Here is a 19903-nt window from a genome sequence, read left to right on the forward strand (position 1 = left end):
AGCTCGGGGGGCAGGAGGGGGTCCGGTTCCATGGCGTGGGTGAAGGTCGCGGCGAGCTGGATGGCCATGGTCAGCTGCTCGGGCCCGGTGGGGCTGTCCGGCTGCGCGAGCCGGTCGAGGCAGACCCGGGCGAGGTCGGCGAGGCGGTCGTGGCGGGCAGCGATGTCGTCCAGGGGCCAGAGGGCGGCGGCCAGGGCGTGCGGGTCATCGCGGCCCCCGACGCGCAGGTCGGTGCTGGTGAGGCAGGTGACCGCGTGGGCGACGTCGAGGTGGCGGGCCTGGGCTTCGACGAGTTCTTCGATGGGGTTCGCGCTGACGTAGAGGCCGCTTTGGACCGGGGCGGCGCCGAGGTGGCGCAAGGTGTCGCGAAGGGCGTCGCGGGCGGTCCTGCTCGATTCGGGGATGGCGAAGGCGAACAGGTGCCAGACACCGTCCCAGGCGGCGAGCCCGTGGTCCTGGCGGTAGGCATGGCGGACGTAGGCGACGTCAGGGGTGATCGAGCCGCTGACGTCGGCGACCGCCCTCAACAGAGCCTTGCGTCCGCGGCCTTCGTGGGTGAAGCGGCCCTCGGCCACGAGCCGCTTGATGCAGAGACGGACCTGTTGGTCGGTCATACCGAGAAGGCCGGCGACGGTGTAGAGCTCACCGGCGTCGACGGTGCCGTCCTCGCGGACCAGGGCATGCACCAGCAGTCGGGTGGGGATGGGTACAGGGACGGTGCCGTCCGCGTCGGCCTGCGTGCCCATCGAGGTGTTCGGAGGGGTGCTCATCAAGCCTGCCGGCGGTTCGTCGAGTCGGTCGATGCGACGGGCCGGTGCATGGTGGTGACGGCGCCGAAGCCCATCAGTTCACGCAGGTACGGGGTCTTCTCGGTGCGCACGGCGGTGAAGCCCTGCCGCTCGTACAGGGCGCGGGCGCGCGGGTTGACGTCGATGACGTCGAGGCGGATACGTCGGCATGAGTGGTCAGCGGCCACGGCCGCGATCTCGTGCAGCAGGAGGCTGCCGATGCCCTGGCCGCGACACTCGGGGGCGACGGCGATGCCGTCCATCACGAGCTCGCCGTCGGCGGGGCGCCGTCCCATCAGGGCGAGAAGAGCCAGGCGAGGCAGCCCGCGCAAGGTCCCGTAGGCGGACAGGACGTCACCCGCGCCGCCGCCCATCAGGCCGCGTCCGCCGAGCTGGTAGCCGGCCACCCCCGCCACCTCGCCGTCGACGACGGCGACCACACCTCGGTCGTGGTGGAGATGGGCCGCAAGGAAGGCGCGGGCCTTGTCCGGCGGGTTCAGGGCGGTGCCGAGCTTCCGCCCGAACGCCTCCCAGTACAGCGCGGCCACACGCGACTCACTGCCCTCGGGCACGCCCCTGCGCACCCCCGGGCCATCCGGATTCTCCGGCCTCTGTCCCCGCTCCGTCGTGTCCATCGGCATTCCTTCCGCGCGGCGGGCCGGGACGCCCGCCGCTTGCACTATCAACCCTACTACGTTCATTCTCTATACGAGCGTATTAGAAATGATAATTAAGGGGTGGGTATGAGTCGACGGATGGTGCCGCGTGTGCGGCGTCGCCGGCGCGTCCTCGTGGGGTCGCTGGTCGCCGTGCTGCTCGTGGGCGTGGGGCTCGGCGGTGTCGCGGTCTGGCAGAACACCTACGCGCTACGGGAGGAGCGCATCACCGTGCGGCACGACGGGCGGCTGCTGGACGGCGTCCTCGCGCGGCCGGAGAACGGCGACGGCCCCTTCGGCCTGGTGGTCTTCGTTCATGGCGACGGGCCCATCGACGCCACGCACGACTCCTTCTACCGGCCCTTATGGGAGTCCTTCGCGAAGGCCGGCTATGCCTCGCTCTCCCTGAGCAAGCCCGGCATCGGCGCCTCCGAGGGGAGCTGGCTGGACCAGAGCATGGCCGACCGAGCCGGCGAGACCCTCGCCGCGATCGCCTGGGCCCGCACGCGTCCCGACATCGACGGCCGGCGTATCGGCCTGTGGGGGGCCAGCCAGGCAGGGTGGGTGCTGCCCAAAGTCACGGCCCGCGACCGCGCTCTGCAGTTCGTCATCGCGGTCTCACCGGCCGTCGACTGGCAACAGCAAGGGCGCTACAACCTCCTCGCCGAACTGCGCAGGGACGGCGCCACCCAGGACGAGACACAAGCAGCACTGCGACGGCGCGAGATGACCCTGCGCCTGCTGCGGCAGGACGCGACCTTCGAGCAGTACCGCACCGCCGTCGGCGACACCGACGGCATGACCGCCGAACGCTGGCGGTTCATCGCCAAGAACTACCGCTCCAACGCGAGCGAGGACCTGCGCGCCATGCGCGGCACACCCACGCTCCTGATACTGGCCGGGCACGACATCAATGTCGACGTCGCCGACACCGAGGCCACCTACCGCCGCATCCTGCCGCCCACCTCCCTGACGGTGCGGCACTACCCCGACGCCACCCACTCGCTGGTCGACAACGCCGTCGAGAACTCCGAGCCGCGCCTCACTCTCACCGCCGTCTTCGTCCCGCGACGCCTGTACGCACCCGGGTTTCTTGCCGACCAGCGCCGCTTCGTCGAGCAGATCGCCGACCGCAAGAGGACCGAGTGACCACCGCAAACGCCGCGACTTCGGGCCGGGCGGCCGGACGCCTCGCCCACGTCGACGCCCTGTGCGGCTTCGCGTTACTGGGCATCCTCATCGGCTACCTGGCCTCCACCTACCACGGCACGGGCATGGAAGATCCCGGCTTCGCCTCGCCGCTCGACAACGCGGTCCGATGGTTCGTCGCGCTCTTCTTCGAGGCCAAGTTCTTCCTGCTGTTCTCGTTCCTGTTCGGCTGCAGCTTCACCCTCCAGCTCTCCTCCGCCGAGCGGCATGGGCCCGCTTCGCCCCCCGCTTCCTGCGACGCTTGGCCAGCCTGTTCGTCCTCACCGCCGCCGCGTACGTCCTGCTCGCGCTCGCCGTCCACGCGGCGAGCGGCTCCGGAGTGAACCCGGCCGCAGCGGCCCGGCATCAGTGGTCGCCGCCCACTTGGAGCAGCTGCCCGACGTGCTGGTCCTGCTCGTCTTCTTCCAGGCCCCGGCTGCCCTGGCGGCCTTCCTCCTCGGCCTCGCCGTCGGAAGGCACCAGGCCCTCGGGGACATCGCCCGCCACCGTAGGACGCTGGGCGGGCTCCAGTGGGCGACCTTCACGCTGGGGATGCTCGGCGGTGTCGTCTACGCCCATGCGAGTTTGGAGCACTCGGGCAGCGCGTACCAGATCCTCGCCCTGGGCATCGACGTCATCACCGCTCCGCTGCTGACCGCCGCCTACGCCGCGACGGTTCTCCGGCTCGCCCCTCGCGATATGTACCAACCTTGGTGCAGACGTTGAAGGATCATGCACGTCACCTTGGGTAAGTGTCCATCCCGATCCCGCCACGCCTCGCTGAGCAGACAGTTCGGCCTGCGGCTACGCGACGTCCGGGAAGGCCAAGGGCTCACCCAGGAACGACTCGGGGAACTCGCCGAGGTCGACCATAAGACCATCAACCGCATCGAGAACGGCGTGTACAGCCTCCGGCTGAACACGGTCTTTCAAATCGCCGATGCCCTCGACAGGAACGTCAAAGAGCTCTTTGACGTTCCTGTCGCCCCGAGGAACGCATGACAAAGAAATTGTGAGAAGTGGCGGGCTTTGCAGTGATCGGGTGAATCTCTCCCGTTGGCCGTCAGATCACGCCGACGATCCCATGGTTTCATCTGCGGTCGGCATCAGGCGTTCGGGTCGTGGCCGATGGCCGGGGGAGGGGGGTGTCGTCGCGCCGATGCCCACAGGATGGCGATCCAGGTATCGGACTCAGTGGGGGAGAGGCGTCGAGAGCATCGGTTCGAGAGGTGCTCGGGGGAGCGCCCGGCAGCGTCGACGACGGTATCCCCTGTCGCTCGGCAGGGACAAGACAAGCCGACGCGCAACCGTTTTCCGTGGACGAGGTTCAAGCGTCTGGGCGCATGGGCGATGAGGTCTCAGACTTATTGATCTACATCGTAAAGGCGCTCGCTTTCATCCAAGATCATTTACAGAGGACTAAAGACTCATCACCTACAAACAGACGGCGCGACCGGATCATCCGACCTGAACGCGCGCTTCACCGTCCCGTCCGCCGCCGCCCGCTACCGGCTGGTGGCCGAGAGTGAGCGCTGACCTTCGGCGCCATCGGGGATCTGGCCGACCTCTGCTGGTTCAGCGGCGAGGTCTGCCGCCTGTACGGCTTCGACGTGCCCGGTGTGGACTACGCCCAGCCGTGCGAACCCGACCTTCTCTGGCCCACTCCCTAGCCCCAGCAGCCAGCCTCGGAATTTCCGGGCCATTCGGCTCCGATGTTCCTCAGCCCCCGATTCGTGTGGACGTTCGCGGTCGTCAGCTCCGTTGCACCCGAGCAGGGCTGGCGGTGGGGTTCGCGGCTTTGGAGGTCAGGCGGGCGGGTGGCCTTCGAGAGGGTTGGCGGCGATCCGGCCAGCGACGTCGTTCCTGACCGATGCGGCGGCGGCGCTGTCCGGCTTGCGTCTGGCCTGGTCCTCGAAGCACGCCAGAAACTCCGTGCCGAATCCCAGCCGAGGATGGCGGGCGAGCATCTCCGCCCTGGCGTCCGGCGAGAACTCCTCCGGCCGCCGTCCGACCACCTCCCAGCTTGTGGCGACCTGCAGCAGGTGGGACTCGGGGTCGGTGGCCGCGGACACATCGTCGCGCATGTGCAGCGTGATGATCTCGGTGGCCCTGGCGGCCCGCTCCTCCGGCCAGCCGGTTGCCACGCCGAAGACCCAGGCCAGCTGCCCTCCCGCCTCCTCGAAGGGCAGCCTGTGGCTGTCGAAAGCCTGTGTCAGCGCGATGTCGTGGAGCAGCGCCGAGACGTAATAGAGCTCGTCGTCGAAGGCGATCCCGTGTGCTGTGGCGTACAGGGTTCCCCACAGGTAGGAGCGGGTGCAGTGATTCAACAGCGCGGGCGAGTAGAAACGGGTGGCCACCGACAGCGCCGCCGCGGCGGTGGGAGTCTCCGGAAACATGGGTCCAGCCTGTCATCTGGTCGTCAGGTCTTGATGTCCGGCATCGGCCGTGTGCTGGTGGTGGTACCCGATGCGGGGCCGCGCTGATCAAGCCCGCGCCGTCGCGGCCGGCTGATGATCCTACTTTGGCCGATCGTCGACCTTGAGCTTGTCTCCGGTGTCGGAGATGAAGATGACCAGCAGCTTCGCCGGTTGCGTCCGGCTGGTGTTTTCCGTGAGCACATGGTGGGCCCCTGGCTGCTCGACCCAGTTCTCGCCTTGGCGGTACGTACGCACCGGCTCGCCGTCGAGCCGGCTGCGGACTTCGCCTTTGAGTACGTAGGCGTAGACGAAGGCGTTGCCGTGCCGATGTGGCGTCGCGCGTGCGGTGGGCGGGAAGTTCACGATCGTTGAGGTGAACGTCTTGCCCTTGATATTGGGGAGCGCCTGTTCCAAGAGAGGCGACAGTGTCTCCGATGGTGGTGGCGAAACCGTGGCGGCTACGGGTGGCATCTGGTTGGTCGCACGCTCTGCTGTGGGCGCGCATGCGACGGACGCGGCTACCATGCCGACAGCCAGAAGCCCACCGGCGAATCGTACTCGGATCATGACCTCTCTCCTGTTCTGTTTGAACCCTTCAGGCGCACCGGGTTCCGCCCCGGCACATGGGTCTCGGTCAGGAGGAGTGATGATTACGCTGTCCACGCATTGCGGAGCCTAACCATGGGCGAGTTCATGCCTTGGCGATGGTCTGCTCAAACGCAGCTGAGCTGGCCTGCTGGCTATCCGCCTTCCGTGATCCGGATGATCGTCTTGCCGGGGGTGCGGTGGGCGGGCGCGAACGCGGAGGGCGCCTCGGCGAGCGTCCGTACGGCTCCGATGATCGGGCGGAGCCGTCCGTCCCGCACCCGTTGTGCCAGGTCCGCGAGCCGGGCACGATCGGACTCGACGACGAAGAAGATCGCCTGCCCGTCACGGGGCCGGACCGTGGGCGGCGAGACGATGGTGACGAGCGTGCCGCCTGCGCGCACCAGCGCGGCCGAGCGGTCCAGGATGTCACCGCCGATCACGTCGAACACCACGTCGACCTGACCGGCATCTTCAAGGGGGTCGGTCTGCAGGTCCAGGAAGGTGTCCACGCCGAGGCTCTGTGCCGTGTCCCTGTCGCCGGCTCTGCCGGTGCCGATCACTTGGGCTCCTGCCTCGCGTGCGAGTTGCGCCGCGATCGAACCGACACCGCCCGCGACGCCGTGGATCAGGACGGTCTGGCCGGCGGCCAGACGGCCGTGGTCGAACAGGCCCTGCCACGCGGTCAGTCCTGAGATCGGTAGTGCGGCGGCCACGGTGTGGTCGATGTCGGCCGGCAGTGGCGCGAGGTTGCGGGCTTCCACCGCCACGTACTCGGCCAGCGAGCCGTTGCGGGTCCAGTCGGTCAGCCCGAACACCCGCTGGCCGACGGTCAGGCCGGTTGTTCCGTATCCCCGCTCGGCGACGACACCCGACACCTCATGCCCGGGCACAGTGGGCGTCCGGTCGCGGCCAGCGCGATCGGACCACGTTGCCGGCCAGTCGAGCTCTCCGGGGGTGAACCCTGCGGCATGCACCCGGACGATGACGTCGTTCTCGGCGGCGTGCGGGTACGGCGCTTCTGCCAGGGAAAGGCCGGCCAGACCGGCGGCGCGGTCTCGAACGGTGATGGCTTGCATGACGGTCCTTGCTGGTGGTGCGGAGATCGAACAGGACGAACGTACCCAGCGGCGCAGGGCTTCGATCCGTATGGAACTCCCCGCCCACCGACCTCGGACAATTTCGCGCTGTACTGTCCCGGATCAAGGTCCGTCTGCGCGTCGGGCGTCCGCGGACTCGTCCAGGGCGGTGGCCGCCGACAAGGCATGTTCCTCCCGCGCCAGCCGCCTCTACTTGTGTCGACGGCGCATTAACTGATCGTTTCAGAATGAGGTTCTGGGACGGCAGACTGCAGGTTGGCCCCAATTGTGGGCTATTTATTAAGCTGCCACGCGGGCCTGGCAAGATCCTTAGATGATCCAGCCTCGTCCCACGCATCTTCTATTCGACTCCATGGACGCAGTCGTGCTCTCCGTGGACGTAGGCAGGCGCAAGCCCCACACGGACATCTATCAGGCGGCACTCCACCAGCTCGCGGTCTCGGCCCAGGACGTATGGTTCATCGGCGACTCCTACGAAGCCGACTACGTCGGCCCGCGCCGCATGGGCATGGAGGCGCTTCTGATCGATCCCCAGGGCAAGACATCTGTCCCGCTGCATCATCGGCTGGACACAGTTTTCGACCTGCCACACGGCCTGCGTCTGACACTCCCGGATCTCTCAGCCGCGACACTACCGCCCAGAACTTGATCTATTGATCATCCAGCGTGTGTTCTCAGACGCCGAACGAGTACCCCGCCTTGATCAGCAGTCGCCGCACGGTGTTTCGGGCGGTCTTACATCGAGTAGGCGCCGGAGGCGAGGGCGATGACGCCGACCACGGTCATCAGCAGCGCCGAGCCGGGGTGCATGGCGATCGAGATGCGGATGTCCTGCTTCTTCCAGGCGAGCCAGACGCCGGGGTAGAGGAAGACGAGCTTCGACAGGACCGTCCAAGGGGCCCAGAAGTGGTACACCGAGAAGAAGAAGGTGTTGAAGAACGGGGCCCACTTGCCGAGCTGCGGGAGGCGGGGCAGCAGGAAGCCGCGGAAGTAGTACTCCTCGAGCAGGGGCAGGGTGAAGCCGGTGAACGGTGCGCAGATGAGCAGCGTGGTGAGTACGAGCTCCTGCGGGTAGCCCTGGAGGTAGGCGGTGCCGTCGGGGCCGGCGCCCTGGTAGTTCACCCAGGTGAAGAACCAGTCGTAGACGATGTTGTCCAGCGGGGTCAGTGAGAGTGAGACCACGGTCATCCACACGAGGCACGCGGCACCGAGCCAGAAGACCTTGCTGCGTGAGACCGGCTTGTCGCGGTAGTGGACGACGCCCTTCATCGTGAAGCGGCCGGTCTGCTTCTTGCCCAGCCATAGTAGGAATAGCTGGAGTGGGAAGAGCACAACCGTGAGGGCGATGGCCCAGGCCAGGAAGATCGGGAAGTCCATCGCTCGGACCAGGGGGGCGGCGATGAACGCGTACACGGCGACGATGACCGCGCCGGGCGCCAGGTGCAGTGCGATGGAGAACGGGATGGAGTGACGGTCGGCGAGGAGCTTCGCGACGAAGCCTTTCGGCTGGCCTTGGGTGTCGGCCGGGGGGCGCATTGCTGTATCCATGCAGAGAAGTGTGGCCCCGCGACCTAACACGGACCTGACATCGCTCTGATACGGCTTCGAGTCGCCGTGAAAGGCGCAGGTTACGGCAGGTGCGGACCGGTCGGGAGCTATCGGGTCGCTCCCGCGTCGCGGGTCCGACGGGGATCGGAATTATCACCAGGAGCTGCTGTACGGCGACGCCGCCCTGGACGTCGAGACCGTATGGCGGACCACCGCGGACGACAGCGCTCCGGTCACTGACATTCAGAGCCGCGCGAGCCACTGACGGGCCGTTACGGGATCTTTCTGGGATCGCCCGACGTAGATGATCGGCTGCGGCCAGTATTGGTGCGGATTCACGGGGTATGCGGCGGCTTGGCTGACCGCTTCGCGAGAGAGCTGGCTGCCGCGTGGCAGCCGGTGTCAGCAGCACTCATCTGGCACAGCGGTTCAAGGAGCTCATCGGCGTCACGCCGAAGCGGCTGGCCCGCACCTACCGCTTCGCCGCCACCGTGTTCGCGATCAACCCCGCCGGACCGATCGACTGGGGCGACCTCGCCGGTGGCGCAGGCTACTTCGACCAGGCCCACTTCGGCCACGAGTTCCGGGCGTTCACCGGGCTCACGCCGACCCGGTACGTCGAAGTCCGGCGGCGGTTGCTGCGCGAACATCCCGGCCACGCGCTGGACGGCTGACCGCTGCCGGCCGATTGATTTCTTACAAGAGCGACAGCTCACGACACGCTAATTTGGGGGCACCCCAAAGCAGAGGAGAGCCCCGTGGGCAAGGTGGTCATGTACAGCTCGGTGTCGGTGGACGGCTTCGTCGCGGACGAGAATGACCAGCCCGGACCGCTGTTCGACTGGTTGTCCAGCGGTGACGTCCCGTTGGACGAGAGCGGCGAGGTGAAGGTGTCGCAGACGTCCTACGACTACACCCGGGCGTACTGGGACCAGATCGGAGTCACGATCGTCGGCCGCCACGTCTTCGACCTGACGGACGGCTGGGACGGGAAGCCTCCGAGCGGGATCGACCACGTGGTCGTCGTGTCGCACCGGCCGGAGCCCGAGGGCTGGGACCCCGAGGCGCCGTTTCACTTCGTCGACGGCGTCGAGGCAGCCGTGGCCAAGGCGCAGGAGCTTGCGGGTGACCGCATGGTCGAGGTCGCCGCTGGCGACGTCGGTGGCCAGGTGCTTGCCGCGGGCCTGATCGACGAGGTGCGCATGGACGTCGTGCCCGTCGTGTTCGGGTCCGGCAAGCGCTACTTCGGGTCGGTCCCCGCGCAGCACCTGTTGGAGGATCCTGACGTGGTGATTCAGGGCAACCGGGTGCTTCACCTGCGCTATCGGGTGCGCCGTTGACCGATCTGAGCGGGTACGCGAAGAAGTCCACTGCGAATGGGGACACAAGATCGGGTCTCCGGTTGCGTTTGCGCATCGCTGTCCCTGGTCGGGCAGCCGGCGCCGATCCGCCCCAGCACCTCACCTGCGGCAAGTTCGGGTCCAGCCGAGATACGGGGAAAACCGGCCATGAGTCGATCTTGACGAGAGTTTCCCCAGGCAGGCGTACGGTCAGCGATCAACGGTGATCAGTTTGAGGGCGTCTTCCTTGTCCTGGTCGGACGGCAAGCTGTATCGGCGGGTGGTCTCCAGGCGGGCGTGGCCAAGGATCTCGGCGACCAGAATCAGGTCGGTCTTCCTGCGGACCAGCGTGGTGGCGAGCGTGTGGCGCAGGACGTGTGCCGTGGTGGGATCGTCCCGTCCGGCCGTCTGGGCGGTCTCGGCGATGATGCCGCCGGCGGCGCGGGTGGTCAGCCGCCCGCCCTTGGCGTTGAGGAACAGGGCCCGGTTGTCGTCGGCGTGGGGCCAGACCGGCCCCGGGGGGACAGATGCGCCTCCACAGCACGCAGCCAACGGATGCGGGCGCGCTCCTCCAGGGCGCGCGGTGCGCTTTTGGGCAGGTCTTCGCGGGCGACGTCGGCCTTGCCCAAGCCTCGGCGGACGTGGAAGTCGTCCAGTGCGGTGAGAACGGAGTTGACGTAGACGCGGCTGCGCCTGGCCGGGCCGTCGCGCAGCAGCCACATCCGGTAGTCGCGCACCGCCCAGTTCCGCGCCTGCTGATCGGCGAGAGGATCGGCGGAATAGGTGGCGGCGTGGTCGGCCAGCCAGGACAGGAACATGCGCACCCGGGAGCGGTGGGTGTGCCGGGTCTCGTCCGACAGCGGCGCGCGCTCCAGCGCCGCGGCGTACGCGCCGAGCACGGCGTCGTAGGCGGGCGGCAGCCAGGTGGGGCGGGCGCCCGGACGGCGCCTCGTAATCTCGGAAGCGGATCCGGGCTCCCGCAAGGGCTCAGATCGCGCAATTTCGGAAGTACGGAGAAGACGGCGAGGCGGTCGCATCATCAGAGCCCTCCCGCCCGCGACCGTAGCGGCATCGGCGATCTGACTGTCCCAAGGTGCGCACCCGCAGCCTTCAGGCACGCCCTGTTACGGTCGGCGAATCCGAGCCGGCGTCCCTCATCGGCGTGCTGAGCGTTCTGGACGGCGACGCCCACGCAGCAGCTGGCCGCCGAGTAGGACCGCGCAGGACCCGATGGTCAGCAGCCCGCCAGCGAGGAAGGTGCTCCGTACATCGGCGAGCGGCAGAACCAGTCCTCCAAGCGCGGCACCCGTCGCGATGCCGGCATTGTAAGCACCGGAGTTCGCCGCGAAGGCAATGTCTGTGCGGCCCGGCGCGCAGTGCAGCATCGCGTTTTGCGTGGTCATGAACACCGGGCCGAGTGCGCCGCCCATCAGCGTAAGGAACATCACCGCCGGCACCGGATGAGCGCCGAACGCGTACAGGCCGAGCATGCCCACCGCCTGCGTGGCTACGGCAGTGGCCAGTGCGGACTGCGGAAAGCGGTCCAGGAACGCCCCGGTGATGCTCACCCCGGCCAGACACGCGACACCGAAAACCACGAACAGGACGCTGACCGCGCTGGGGGAGAACCCGCTTACGTCGCCCAGGAACGTCACGATGTAGGTGTATCCCGTGAACGCCCCGGCGGCGGACAAGGCTCCGGCCGCCAGTACCGTCCCGAACCGCCACACGTCGGGACTGGTCGCGTAGGCGGCAGGCTCTTCTTCCGGACGCGACGTCGGCAGCAGAACGGCGATCGTCACCAAAGAGACCAGCCCCAGAGCCGCCAGCATGGCGATGGGCACCTGCCAGGTGCTCTGCTGGCCCAGCCATGTCCCAGCGGGAACACCCAGCACCAGGGCGAGCGAACCAGCCACGGACAGCGCCCCGACCACACGCCCCCGGACCTCGGGCGCGAACAGACCCACCGCGACCGGCCCCATCACGGCCCAGAACAGCGCCTGGGCGAGCGCAGTCAGCAGCCGCGCCACGAGGAGCAGCCAGTAGGAGGCAGCCAGCGCGGCAACGAGACTGGACACCACGAGTGCGGCCAGCAGTCCTGTGAGCACATAACGTCGGGGCACGGCCCGCACGACGTGGGCAATCGGCACAGATGCGATGGCCACCGTAACGCCGTAGCCGGTGACCAGGAGACCCACCGCCGACAGGGACACCCGTAGGTCTTCGGACATGAGCCTCAGGAGGCCGACCGGCAGGTTCTCCGCGGTGTTGAAGGTAAGAGCGGCCAGCATCAGAGCGCCGAGCACCGCCAGCCTGTGCCATGGAGCCGGACGTCGCGTGATCGTACGGTCTCTTCCTGTCCTCACCCGTTGCACCTGCTCAGTGGCACCATTCATGCAGATACCCCACTAAGTTCAGCAGTCCCAGTGCAACCGAATTCATCCGCGGAATTCTCGCTTCGCGTCTTCAGCCTCGGGTGGCCCGCCGGGCACAGCGCTTTGATGCGAAGAGGGGCCTGTGCGGCACACAGGCAGGGCCGTTTCAGGCCGCCGCCGCCTCCTCGAGATCGAGATGAACCTCCATGCCTTCCAGCGGCGCGTCCAGGTCGTAGATGTAGTCGCCGAAGCGGCGTACGTTGTCTTCCTGGTAGGGAGACATGATGGTTACGTCGGTGCGATGCACCGTCTCGCCCTCGCTGCGTAGCCGGTTGAGCACCAGCGACATGTCCAGGGCGGTCCGGTACATGACCAGGTCGGCGACCAGCGTGTTGAACTTGATCGCCTTCTCCTGCTCCTCCGGGTCGTTCTCGGCGATCACCCCATCGGATGTGGAACTCGGCGATCAGGTTGTCGACATAGATGTCGTACTTGGTGCCGTCGGCGGCCACCGCATTGCCCTCCCCTCACAACCTAGGCAGGTCCAGGCGCAGGTAGGCGTTGACCACGTCCGCGATCGCCTTGTTCAAGCCGGCCAGCGTGACGTGCATGCGCACGGTGTAGGACAGCTCGTGCGCGCTGACGCGGCCGCCCAGATGCCGGGCGGCCTGGGCGGCGCCCAGGTTGCAGCCGTAGGCGAAGGCCACCAGTAGGTAGCGCTCCAGTGGGTCGGCCAGCTTGGCCTCCGACCCCGACAGCGGCCCGAAATGCCGGAACCAGCGCAGGTGCCGCGTGGTCCGGGTCAGAATTTCCAGCAGCGAGCGTTCTGGCAGCCGGTCCTTGACGGCGGTGGCCAGTTTGAGCGCCTCGGCGCTGTGCCCGGCGGACTTGCGGGCCTTGAGCGAGAGCCGGCTCTGCTCGTCGATGAGCAGGTCGGCGTTGTCCGGGTAGCCCGCGTCCACGGTCGCGGCCACGCCGGTCATCCGCAACTTCAACTGCGCCACGAACTCCGAGGTCTTCATGGGCATGCCGACCTCGGCGCAGTAGATGGCCAGGTGCGGCTGGCAGTCCTCCCAGCTCAGCAGCTGGGACTGCCAGTTGGCGTAGGCCTCGGAGTCGACCGCCGCCACATCGCCGCGCACCAGCTCATCCGCCTGGCAGGAGAACACGCAAATCTCGAAATGCCGGCGCACCAGCTTGCCGGGACGGCGCTTGTCAGCGATCACCTCCTGCCAGGCCTCCGGCGCGAAAGATGGGACGGGCGGGCCTGGATGGTCATGCACCTGCCCGCCTGGGCGACGTCGGTGTCGGCCGCGGCGCCTGACCAGGTGTTGGCGGTCGGCGGCACCGGACAGCCAGGGCCAGCCGGACGGCAGCATCTCCTCGATCAGGCTCACCCAGGTCGTCGCCCACGGTCCCGGCAACGTGTGGGCGATCGGCACCCGCAAGGTGTTCGACTACGAGGACGGCAGCAGCACCACCACGATGGACGGCACGGCCTGGTCGTGGGTGCCGGGCTCGGCCGACGTCAGCGCGTCCGGCTCCGACGGCACGAAAGGGATCATCCTGGTCGACTGGGACGCCGCCGAGGGCGGCTTGAGCGGGACCATCCGGGTCGCGCCCGACGGCAGCCGGACCGAGCTACCGCCGATGGCGGGGTCGAACCGCAGGCGCGAGGTCGACGTCTCCGCGGTGAGCGCGGTGCCCGGAACGAGGACGGTCTACGCGGTCGGCCTCGCCACCTGTCCGTCGTGGTGGGCGGTGAATTACAGGAGGTCGCCGCGGTAGGCGCGCAGGGGCTGCGGCGAGGCGTTCGCGTTCTTCAGGTCGGTGAGGAAGTCGTCCAGGTGGACGGCGAGGGGATGGCCGCGGCCGAGCTGTTGGACGATCACCGGGTCCATGCCGCCGCCCCCGTTCACCGAGTTGCCAGATAACCGGGAAACGAGCCGTCCATACTGAGCGGATGGCTCCCGGCTCACGATAGGCAACTGAGCTTGTTCTTGCCTGATAACCAAAGTTGTCCCGCAACCAACTCGGCATCCTATTCTCGAAACTGACCCCCAGCCACAAGTAGTGATGGGGGCTTAGCTCGCCGCGGGCGGTCGACAGGTAGCAGCTGTTCCACGGCACGACGGGCTGGCTCAGGCGAGCAACCGGTTGACCAACCCGTCGAGGTAGTCAGGGGTGAGCGGGCCCGCGCCGAACAGGACGCGCATGTAGATCGGCGCCAGGAGATGGTCCAGCACCTCCAGTACGTCAGGCGGGTCCTCGCCGCGGCCGCGGGCGCGGTCGAGCATGGCCTGCAACTGCCTGGTGCGGTCGGCCAGGAGCTCGTCGCGCGCCTGAAGGCCCTGCTGACCCTCGCCTGACAGCGCGATGGTCAGCCGCACCAGCGCCAGGCCGTCGGGTCCGGTGACCTCGCGGGCCACGTTGGCGGCGTGGGTCCGCAGGTCGCCAGCCAGGCTGCCGGTATCAGGCATCGGCGACTGCGCGTTGAGCCGGGTCAGCAGCACATCGCTGAGCAGGGCTTGGAGGTTGCCCCACCGGCGGTAGAGGCTGGTGTCGGCCACGCCCGCGCGGGCCGCGATGTCGCCGACGGTGAAGTTTCCGTAGCCGCGCTCCCTGACCAGCTCGGTAACGGCCTGGTGTACTGCCGCGCGGACCCGGGCGCTGCGCCCGCCGGGCCGCCTGGCCCGCCCCTGCTCATCCATACCCCCACCTTAACGCAGTCGAGACTTGCGTTAGAGCCTATGAGGGCCTATGTTAACGCAGTCATTAACTGCTTTTAGGAGGGATGTCCGTGAGAGCGTTGCTCACCCTGACCTGCGCTGGTCAGTTCATGGTGCTGCTCGACAACACGATCGTCGGCGCCGCCCTGCCCGACATGCAGCAGCGGCTCCACACCGGGCTGACCGGCCTGCAGTGGATCGTCGACGCCTACGTGCTGCTGGTGGCCATGCTGCTGCTGTCGGGCGGCGTTTTCGCCGACCGGTTCGGCCGCAGGCGGGTGTTCCTGGCCGGGGTGGTGGTGTTCACGGCCGCGTCGGTGGTGTGTTCGCTCGCGCCCTCGATCGGCTGGCTGATCGCCGGGCGGGTGCTGCAGGGCATTGGGGCCGCGGCGCTGAGCCCCGCCTCGCTGGCGCTGCTCGTCGCCGCGCATCCCGCCCCGGGGGAACGCGTCAGAGCGATCGGGTTGTGGGCCGGGTTCAGCGGCATCGGCCTGGCCGCCGGACCTCTGGCGGGCGGGATCCTGGTGGAGGCCTTCGGCTGGCCCGCCATCTTCCTGGTCAACGTGCCCATCGGGGCAGTCCTGCTGCTGGCCGGGCTGCGCGTGCTGGGGGAGTCCCGCAACCCGAGCGCGCCGCCGATCGACGTCCCCGGCACGGTCCTGTCCGTCGCGGGCGTGGGCGCTGCGACCTACGGCCTGATCGAGGGCGGTTCCCGAGGCTGGACCTCGCCGGTGATCCTGGGCAGCTTCGCCGCCGGGCTGGTGCTGCTGGCCGCGTTTGTCGTGGTCGAGGGGCGTGTGTCGACGCCGATGCTGCCGCTGCGGCTGTTTCGTCAGCGGCTGTTCACAGTGTCCAACACGGCGATGGTCGTGGTCGGGTTCGCGCTGATGGGGTCGTCGTTCTTCTTCTCCCAGTTCTTCGTCTACGTCCAGGGCACTTCGATCCTGGTCGCCGGGCTGCGGACCCTGCCCGCCTCGCTGGCCATGGTGATCGTCAGCCCGTACGCGGGCCGGTTGGCGGCCAGGTACGGCTTCCGTGTCGTCGTCAGCATCGGCCTGGCGCTGGCCGGGCTGGGGCTGCTGGCGCTGGGCTTCGTCCACGCCGATACCGGCTACGGGAACGTGTGGTGGCGGCTGGCGGTCGCCGGCATCGGTTTCGCTCTCACCATGTCGCCGTTGACCGGGGCCTCCATCCAGGCGGTCAGCCCGCAGGAGGGCGGCCTCGCCTCGGGCGTCAGCAGCACCACCCGGCAGATCGGCGCGGTGCTCGGCGTGGCGGTGCTCGGGGCGATCGTTCACACGCGGGAGTCCGGCGGCGCCTCCTTCGAGTCCGGCCTCAACAGCGCTTTCCTCGCGGCGGGTGCCATGACGCTGGCCTGCGCCGTGTTCACCGGCCTGTGGCTGACCACGGCCCGGACGCCGAGGGGCGTCCGGGCCGATCAATCAGGAGGCCAAGCCATCAGTGAGCCGCCGCTGACAGCCTCTCCCCGTCAGCCCACGTCTTGAGCCGCCCGGCGTAGGCCTGCCGGGTCATCCGCAGCCCTGCGGTGCCGAAGAACACCGGGGTTGAGGAACCTGCGGACAGTAGTCATCGCTGACAATGATCATGGGCGGAACGGGGCCAGACGGCTCAGTGGGTTCGCTTGGGCGGAGCGAGGAGGCTGGTGATCTCGGCGACGGCCTCGCCGCCAGGCTGGGGGTACCGCATCGCGGTGCGGGGGGTTCTTGCGGCAGGTCTTGGCCATGATGTGCTGGAATGGGACCTTCTGTCCGCCGAGGTGGGCAGCGGCCGAATGGCGGAGCCGAACAGCCGCCACCATGTCACCCAGGCGCTCAGTCCGATGATCAGCGCACGCTGCGCACGCGCAGCACGCTGAGCCCGCCGAGCAGGGCGAGAACGGCGCCGACGGGGAAGATAGCGGTGTAGGCGCCGGTCCCTACCACCAGCGCGCCGGCCATCGCGGGAGCGAGGATCTGCGGGGCGGCGGAACCAGCAGGCCGGCGGCCATCGTCACCGATGCGACACAGACGAAGACCTTGCGCCGTCCGACCCGGTCCGAGACGATGCCGGCCGGCACGGTGGCTAGGCAGATGCACAACGCCGCGATGCCCGCGACGATCGGAACCATGTCGACGGCGCTGTCGCCCAGCCCGATGTGGTCGCCCAGCAGATACAGGCTGTAGCCGTGGATCATGAAGAAGCCGGTGTAGGTGAGGGACCGGCTGCCGAGTACCCACCAGAAGTCCGGGTGGTCCTTCGGCGACACGAGAAAGGTTCGCCACCAGGGCGGACGGGCCGGATCTGGCAGGGGGCGGACTGCGGATCTGTTGTCGGGGTCGGGCGCGACGAAAAGGCGCGAGCTGGCCAGCGCGACCGGGATGCAGCCGATGACCAGGTAGGCGAGGCGAACGTCGTCGGAGGCTACCGAGCCGAGCAGCGTCCCGGCAACCGAGCCGAGCATGATCCCGAGGCCGAGTGCGGCGCTGACGCGTCCCCGCCGCTCGGCGGGAACTCTGTCCGGCAGCGTAGCGGCCAGGGGGCCCTGTGCCGCGCTGAGGATGAACTCCGAGGCGAGGTAGAGGAGCGCGAGGAGCGGCAGCGACTGGGCCCAGCCCATCGCCCATAAGACGGGCGCTGCCAGCAGGCCGCCGCCGAGGATGTACGGGGTCCGGCTGCCTGATCGGGTCCCGTGTCCGGTCCGACAGGGACCCGGCCAGAGGCTGGGCGATGAGCGCGGTCACGGCGCCGCCGAGGGTGAACAGGCTGAGCACCCCGGCCTTGTCGGCGCCCGCGAGGTCGTCGATCTGCAAGGCGAGAAGGACACCCGGAACCGCGCCGTAGACGATGGAGATGCCGAACTGGGAGCCGCCGATGGAGAGCATCAGGCGACGAGAGGCGCCGGCCGGATCGGCGGCCTGTGGATCCAGGGTGGCGGCGAGCGGTTCCTGCTGATTCGACGGGTCAGGCGTGAGCATGCGTACTCCAGAAGCGGGGGAGTGGTGTGTGAGCGCGGTCGTGTGACCCGTCGCACAGCCGCAAGTGGACCGCACGAAGAGCTGAGCGCGCCAAGACCGGCTACCTCGGCCCGGGATAGGCGGCACCTATGGACCACGGCGCAGCTGCTCCGCTCGTCTGCTCGCCGCCGATACCGGTGGCCTGCGTCGCCTTCAGGGCCAGTTGATCCAGTTCGCCAGGCCCCGGCCCATGACCAGCTCGAGGTCATGGCCTTTCAGCCAGGGCAGTTCATCGGTGAACATCGTCACGCATTGACGCCACGTGCAGCGCATACGGGTGATGTCGGTGCCCCAGAACATCCGCTCGGCGCCGAATGCGTCGAACGCCCGGCGCAGCAGATCGTGGGTGCTCGCGAAGGGATACGCGTCGGTGGCCATGCTGGGGACGGCCGTGGCCTTGATGGCGATGTTGGGCCGGCGCGCCAGGGCGAACAGGGCGTCCAGGTGCGCGGCGGCGTCCGGCAGCTTTTCGAAGGGGCCGATCGCCAGGTGATCCATCAGCAGCCGCATCCGCGGGAAGCGGCTGGCGATGGCGCTGACGTGGGGCAGGTGCTGGGGCAGCACCATGAGCCCCACCGGGATCTCGCGTTGGTCGGCGGCCTCCCACAGCCAGTCGAGCGCTCCGGAGGTGAGGCGGTCATCCATCAGGACGAAGCGCAGCCCCAGCATCCCCGGCTTGCCGAGCCAGTGATCGACGAGCGACCCGTCCGCCGATTCGTCGAGGGGAAACCAGCCGAGGGTCGCGAATCGATCCGGGTGTCGTCGCGCCGCTTCGACGGCGTAGTCGTTCGCGCCGGGGTCCCAGATCGCCGGGCAGTTGACGGCACGCTCGACGCCGGCCTCGTCCATGTCGCGTAGGGCGCTCTCGGCGGTGTACGGCGCGCGCCAGTGATGGGGCGGGGCGGTGGTGCCTGTCCACAGGTGGATCTGGGCGTCGATGATCTGCATGGAGTGACCTCTTTCAGCGGGGATCGACTGCGGTGGCGGGGCCGTGCAGGCGGGCTCTGAGCCAGTCGGCTATCAGCGCGTCGCGGTCGTGCTGGTGGTTGTAGACGCAGTGCTGGCCGTCGGAGAAGACGACCATCTGCTTGTCGCCGGTGGGTGCCTGATGCAGCAGCGCCTCGGCCAGTTCCATCGACACCAGGGGGTCCGCGCCGCCCTGCACGATCAGCAGCGGGTAGCCCGCGTTGGGGCCGTCGGCGGCGGGGGTCACGCTCTTCCACGACTCCACCGCCTGCCCAGCGTCCTCGGTGCCGCAGAAGGCCACCATCTTGGAGAAGAAGGTGCCGATGCTCGGCGGGACCATCCACGGAGCGATGATGCCGCCGTTGTCGCAGCACGCGCCGATCCGGCGGTCGTCCACCGCGACGGCCATGGCGAAGCTGCCACCCATGCTGTTGCCGATGATGCCGATGGGGCGACCCGGAGCGCTTTCGTCGAGGAAGTCGATGGCGCGGCCGTAGGCTTGCCGCCAGTGCGGCGACAGGTGATGCCCGTGCCGCAATCGCGTCTCGCCCTGCCCCGGTGCGTCGAGCATCAGCGCGTCGATGCCACGCGCCGCGAGAGCTTCTCCGATGCTGTCGAAGTCCATGGCCCACCCCTCGACACCGCCGATGACGACGGCCGAGGCGACGGCGCCGACGGCGGGGATGAGCCAGCCCGCCAGCACGCCCTGCTCGGTTGCGATGCGGACGCGCTCGCGATCGCGCGCCAGCTCGGCGGCGTGCGCGTACAGCTCCGCGGCCTTGGCGAAGATGGCCCGGCGCTCGGCGGTGTCGGACAACATCATCATCTGGCTCATGCGCAGGAGCGCCGAGGCCCGGCGCAGGTACGCGATCCGCGTCGGCCCTCCTGCGACGTGCGGGGCGACGTGAACGCGGTGCAGGCATGCGTCGGCGAGCGCCGTGGCGGCCGAGCGCCAATCCTGCCCGTCGAGGACGCGGGCACGCAGTTCGACGGCGTCGGCGTAGTCGACGCCGTACCCGACCGTCCGCTCGATCGAGAACTGGCGCAACGCTGCCTGCGACTCGATCGACAGCGTGGAAACGACGTCGTCGCTTTCCGCCCGGCGGGCGGCGAACTCCCGTGTCACGATCAAGGACGGCTCCTTTGCGGTCTCATGCTGCGCAGTCATACCTGGGGCTCCTCTTGTTGGGGGGGTGG

25 protein-coding genes and 1 pseudogene are annotated in these 19903 nt (G+C 68.5%); 10 read left to right on the plus strand and 16 right to left on the minus strand.

Going from position 1 to position 19903, the window contains the following annotated elements:
• Positions 1-770: transcriptional regulator (locus CA984_RS29990; RefSeq protein WP_207621096.1), on the minus strand; the 770-nt coding region annotated here is incomplete at its 3' end.
• Positions 770-1423: a GNAT family N-acetyltransferase gene (locus tag CA984_RS29995; protein ID WP_086576866.1), complete on the minus strand. Its 654-nt coding sequence runs from the start codon at positions 1421-1423 to the stop codon at positions 770-772. The genes CA984_RS29995 and CA984_RS29990, both read right to left, overlap by 1 nt.
• A 108-nt stretch (positions 1424-1531) precedes the next feature.
• On the opposite strand from CA984_RS29995, the gene CA984_RS30000 reads away from it, so the two are divergent.
• From CA984_RS30000 to CA984_RS49375, 5 genes are all read left to right on the plus strand, one after another.
• Complete coding sequence (locus CA984_RS30000; RefSeq protein ID WP_242676251.1) at positions 1532-2593, plus strand: alpha/beta hydrolase family protein; 1062 nt, start codon at positions 1532-1534, stop codon at positions 2591-2593.
• Complete coding sequence (locus CA984_RS47375; protein ID WP_207621097.1) at positions 2590-2976, plus strand: DUF418 domain-containing protein; 387 nt, start codon at positions 2590-2592, stop codon at positions 2974-2976. Before CA984_RS30000 ends, CA984_RS47375 begins: the two co-directional genes overlap by 4 nt.
• A 40-nt stretch (positions 2977-3016) precedes the next feature.
• A complete protein-coding gene (locus CA984_RS47380; RefSeq protein ID WP_207621098.1) occupies positions 3017-3358 on the plus strand; it encodes a DUF418 domain-containing protein in 342 nt (113 codons plus the stop codon).
• A 6-nt stretch (positions 3359-3364) separates the two neighbouring features.
• Complete coding sequence (locus CA984_RS30010) at positions 3365-3634, plus strand: helix-turn-helix transcriptional regulator (protein WP_086576868.1); 270 nt, start codon at positions 3365-3367, stop codon at positions 3632-3634.
• Between the two features lie 554 nt (positions 3635-4188).
• On the plus strand, positions 4189-4302 hold the full coding sequence (locus CA984_RS49375) for a hypothetical protein (RefSeq protein WP_423229339.1): 114 nt from the start codon (positions 4189-4191) through the stop codon (positions 4300-4302).
• 135 nt (positions 4303-4437) lie between these two features.
• Here the strand turns inward: CA984_RS49375 and CA984_RS30015 are convergent, their stop codons facing one another.
• The 3 genes from CA984_RS30015 to CA984_RS30025 form a co-directional block, all read right to left on the minus strand.
• The gene (locus tag CA984_RS30015; RefSeq protein ID WP_086576869.1) at positions 4438-5028 is read right to left on the minus strand and encodes an HD domain-containing protein; all 591 of its coding nucleotides are present in this window, start codon (positions 5026-5028) and stop codon (positions 4438-4440) included.
• 120 nt (positions 5029-5148) lie between these two features.
• Positions 5149-5463 (minus strand): cupin domain-containing protein, encoded by a 315-nt coding sequence (locus CA984_RS30020; protein WP_207621099.1) that lies wholly within the window; start codon positions 5461-5463, stop codon positions 5149-5151.
• A 326-nt stretch (positions 5464-5789) separates the two neighbouring features.
• The gene (locus CA984_RS30025; protein ID WP_086576871.1) at positions 5790-6713 is read right to left on the minus strand and encodes an NADP-dependent oxidoreductase; all 924 of its coding nucleotides are present in this window, start codon (positions 6711-6713) and stop codon (positions 5790-5792) included.
• A 373-nt stretch (positions 6714-7086) separates the two neighbouring features.
• On the opposite strand from CA984_RS30025, the gene CA984_RS30030 reads away from it, so the two are divergent.
• Positions 7087-7383, plus strand: coding sequence for an HAD family hydrolase (locus CA984_RS30030; protein ID WP_165781465.1), 297 nt, complete (start codon positions 7087-7089; stop codon positions 7381-7383).
• Between the two features lie 86 nt (positions 7384-7469).
• Here CA984_RS30030 and CA984_RS30035 read toward each other — a convergent pair whose 3' ends face one another.
• Positions 7470-8282 carry a CPBP family intramembrane glutamic endopeptidase gene (locus CA984_RS30035; protein WP_086576873.1) on the minus strand — a complete coding sequence of 271 codons (813 nt, stop codon included), beginning with the start codon at positions 8280-8282 and terminating at the stop codon, positions 7470-7472.
• Positions 8283-8671: 389 nt separating this feature from the next.
• Between CA984_RS30035 and CA984_RS30040 the strand changes: the two genes are divergently transcribed.
• The gene (locus CA984_RS30040) at positions 8672-8956 is read left to right on the plus strand and encodes a helix-turn-helix domain-containing protein (protein WP_207621100.1); all 285 of its coding nucleotides are present in this window, start codon (positions 8672-8674) and stop codon (positions 8954-8956) included.
• 84 nt (positions 8957-9040) lie between these two features.
• Positions 9041-9622 (plus strand): dihydrofolate reductase family protein, encoded by a 582-nt coding sequence (locus CA984_RS30045; protein ID WP_086576874.1) that lies wholly within the window; start codon positions 9041-9043, stop codon positions 9620-9622.
• Between the two features lie 210 nt (positions 9623-9832).
• Here the strand turns inward: CA984_RS30045 and CA984_RS48260 are convergent, their stop codons facing one another.
• From CA984_RS48260 to CA984_RS30065, 5 genes are all read right to left on the minus strand, one after another.
• A complete protein-coding gene (locus CA984_RS48260) occupies positions 9833-10174 on the minus strand; it encodes a tyrosine-type recombinase/integrase (protein WP_242676252.1) in 342 nt (113 codons plus the stop codon).
• Complete coding sequence (locus CA984_RS48265; protein ID WP_242676253.1) at positions 10072-10605, minus strand: hypothetical protein; 534 nt, start codon at positions 10603-10605, stop codon at positions 10072-10074. The genes CA984_RS48260 and CA984_RS48265 overlap by 103 nt, the downstream gene beginning before the upstream one ends.
• A gap of 171 nt (positions 10606-10776) precedes the next feature.
• Positions 10777-11928, minus strand: coding sequence for an MFS transporter (locus CA984_RS30055; protein WP_086576875.1), 1152 nt, complete (start codon positions 11926-11928; stop codon positions 10777-10779).
• A 235-nt stretch (positions 11929-12163) separates the two neighbouring features.
• Positions 12164-12439 carry a Tn3 family transposase gene (locus CA984_RS30060; RefSeq protein ID WP_086576876.1) on the minus strand — a complete coding sequence of 92 codons (276 nt, stop codon included), beginning with the start codon at positions 12437-12439 and terminating at the stop codon, positions 12164-12166.
• 85 nt (positions 12440-12524) lie between these two features.
• A complete protein-coding gene (locus CA984_RS30065; RefSeq protein WP_165781466.1) occupies positions 12525-13223 on the minus strand; it encodes a Tn3 family transposase in 699 nt (232 codons plus the stop codon).
• Positions 13224-13422: 199 nt separating this feature from the next.
• Between CA984_RS30065 and CA984_RS30070 the strand changes: the two genes are divergently transcribed.
• Positions 13423-13785 carry a hypothetical protein gene (locus CA984_RS30070; protein ID WP_086576878.1) on the plus strand — a complete coding sequence of 121 codons (363 nt, stop codon included), beginning with the start codon at positions 13423-13425 and terminating at the stop codon, positions 13783-13785.
• Here the strand turns inward: CA984_RS30070 and CA984_RS44985 are convergent.
• Together CA984_RS44985 and CA984_RS30075 are read right to left on the minus strand one after the other, a co-directional pair.
• Positions 13764-13916: a hypothetical protein gene (locus CA984_RS44985; RefSeq protein ID WP_207621101.1), complete on the minus strand. Its 153-nt coding sequence runs from the start codon at positions 13914-13916 to the stop codon at positions 13764-13766. The genes CA984_RS30070 and CA984_RS44985 overlap by 22 nt on opposite strands.
• Positions 13917-14138: 222 nt before the next feature.
• Entirely contained in the window at positions 14139-14708 is a 570-nt protein-coding gene (locus CA984_RS30075; RefSeq protein WP_086576879.1) for a TetR/AcrR family transcriptional regulator, read from the minus strand.
• Between the two features lie 89 nt (positions 14709-14797).
• Here CA984_RS30075 and CA984_RS30080 point away from each other — a divergent pair, with 89 nt between their 5' ends.
• Complete coding sequence (locus CA984_RS30080; RefSeq protein WP_207621102.1) at positions 14798-16231, plus strand: MFS transporter; 1434 nt, start codon at positions 14798-14800, stop codon at positions 16229-16231.
• A gap of 431 nt (positions 16232-16662) precedes the next feature.
• On the opposite strand, the pseudogene CA984_RS30085 reads toward CA984_RS30080, so the two are convergent.
• The 3 genes and pseudogenes from CA984_RS30085 to CA984_RS30095 form a co-directional block, all read right to left on the minus strand.
• Positions 16663-17400: pseudogene (locus CA984_RS30085) on the minus strand (MFS transporter); the annotation flags it as partial.
• A gap of 493 nt (positions 17401-17893) precedes the next feature.
• A complete protein-coding gene (locus CA984_RS30090; RefSeq protein ID WP_086576882.1) occupies positions 17894-18688 on the minus strand; it encodes an amidohydrolase family protein in 795 nt (264 codons plus the stop codon).
• A 13-nt stretch (positions 18689-18701) separates the two neighbouring features.
• A complete protein-coding gene (locus CA984_RS30095) occupies positions 18702-19832 on the minus strand; it encodes an alpha/beta hydrolase (protein ID WP_242676255.1) in 1131 nt (376 codons plus the stop codon).
• Positions 19833-19903: the final 71 nt, after the last annotated feature.

The sequence above is a fragment of the Streptosporangium minutum genome, from assembly GCF_002149035.1.
Lineage (GTDB): Bacteria > Actinomycetota > Actinomycetes > Streptosporangiales > Streptosporangiaceae > Streptosporangium > Streptosporangium minutum.

Coding starts and splice junctions, on each gene's coding strand:
- CA984_RS29995 (WP_086576866.1), bottom strand. CDS start 1,423: ATGGACACGACGGAGCGGGGACAGAGGCCGGAGAATCCGGATGGCCCG.
- CA984_RS30000 (WP_242676251.1), top strand. CDS start 1,532: ATGAGTCGACGGATGGTGCCGCGTGTGCGGCGTCGCCGGCGCGTCCTC.
- CA984_RS30010 (WP_086576868.1), top strand. CDS start 3,365: ATGCACGTCACCTTGGGTAAGTGTCCATCCCGATCCCGCCACGCCTCG.
- CA984_RS30015 (WP_086576869.1), bottom strand. CDS start 5,028: ATGTTTCCGGAGACTCCCACCGCCGCGGCGGCGCTGTCGGTGGCCACC.
- CA984_RS30025 (WP_086576871.1), bottom strand. CDS start 6,713: ATGCAAGCCATCACCGTTCGAGACCGCGCCGCCGGTCTGGCCGGCCTT.
- CA984_RS30030 (WP_165781465.1), top strand. CDS start 7,087: ATGGACGCAGTCGTGCTCTCCGTGGACGTAGGCAGGCGCAAGCCCCAC.
- CA984_RS30035 (WP_086576873.1), bottom strand. CDS start 8,282: ATGGATACAGCAATGCGCCCCCCGGCCGACACCCAAGGCCAGCCGAAA.
- CA984_RS30075 (WP_086576879.1), bottom strand. CDS start 14,708: ATGGATGAGCAGGGGCGGGCCAGGCGGCCCGGCGGGCGCAGCGCCCGG.
- CA984_RS30090 (WP_086576882.1), bottom strand. CDS start 18,688: ATGCAGATCATCGACGCCCAGATCCACCTGTGGACAGGCACCACCGCC.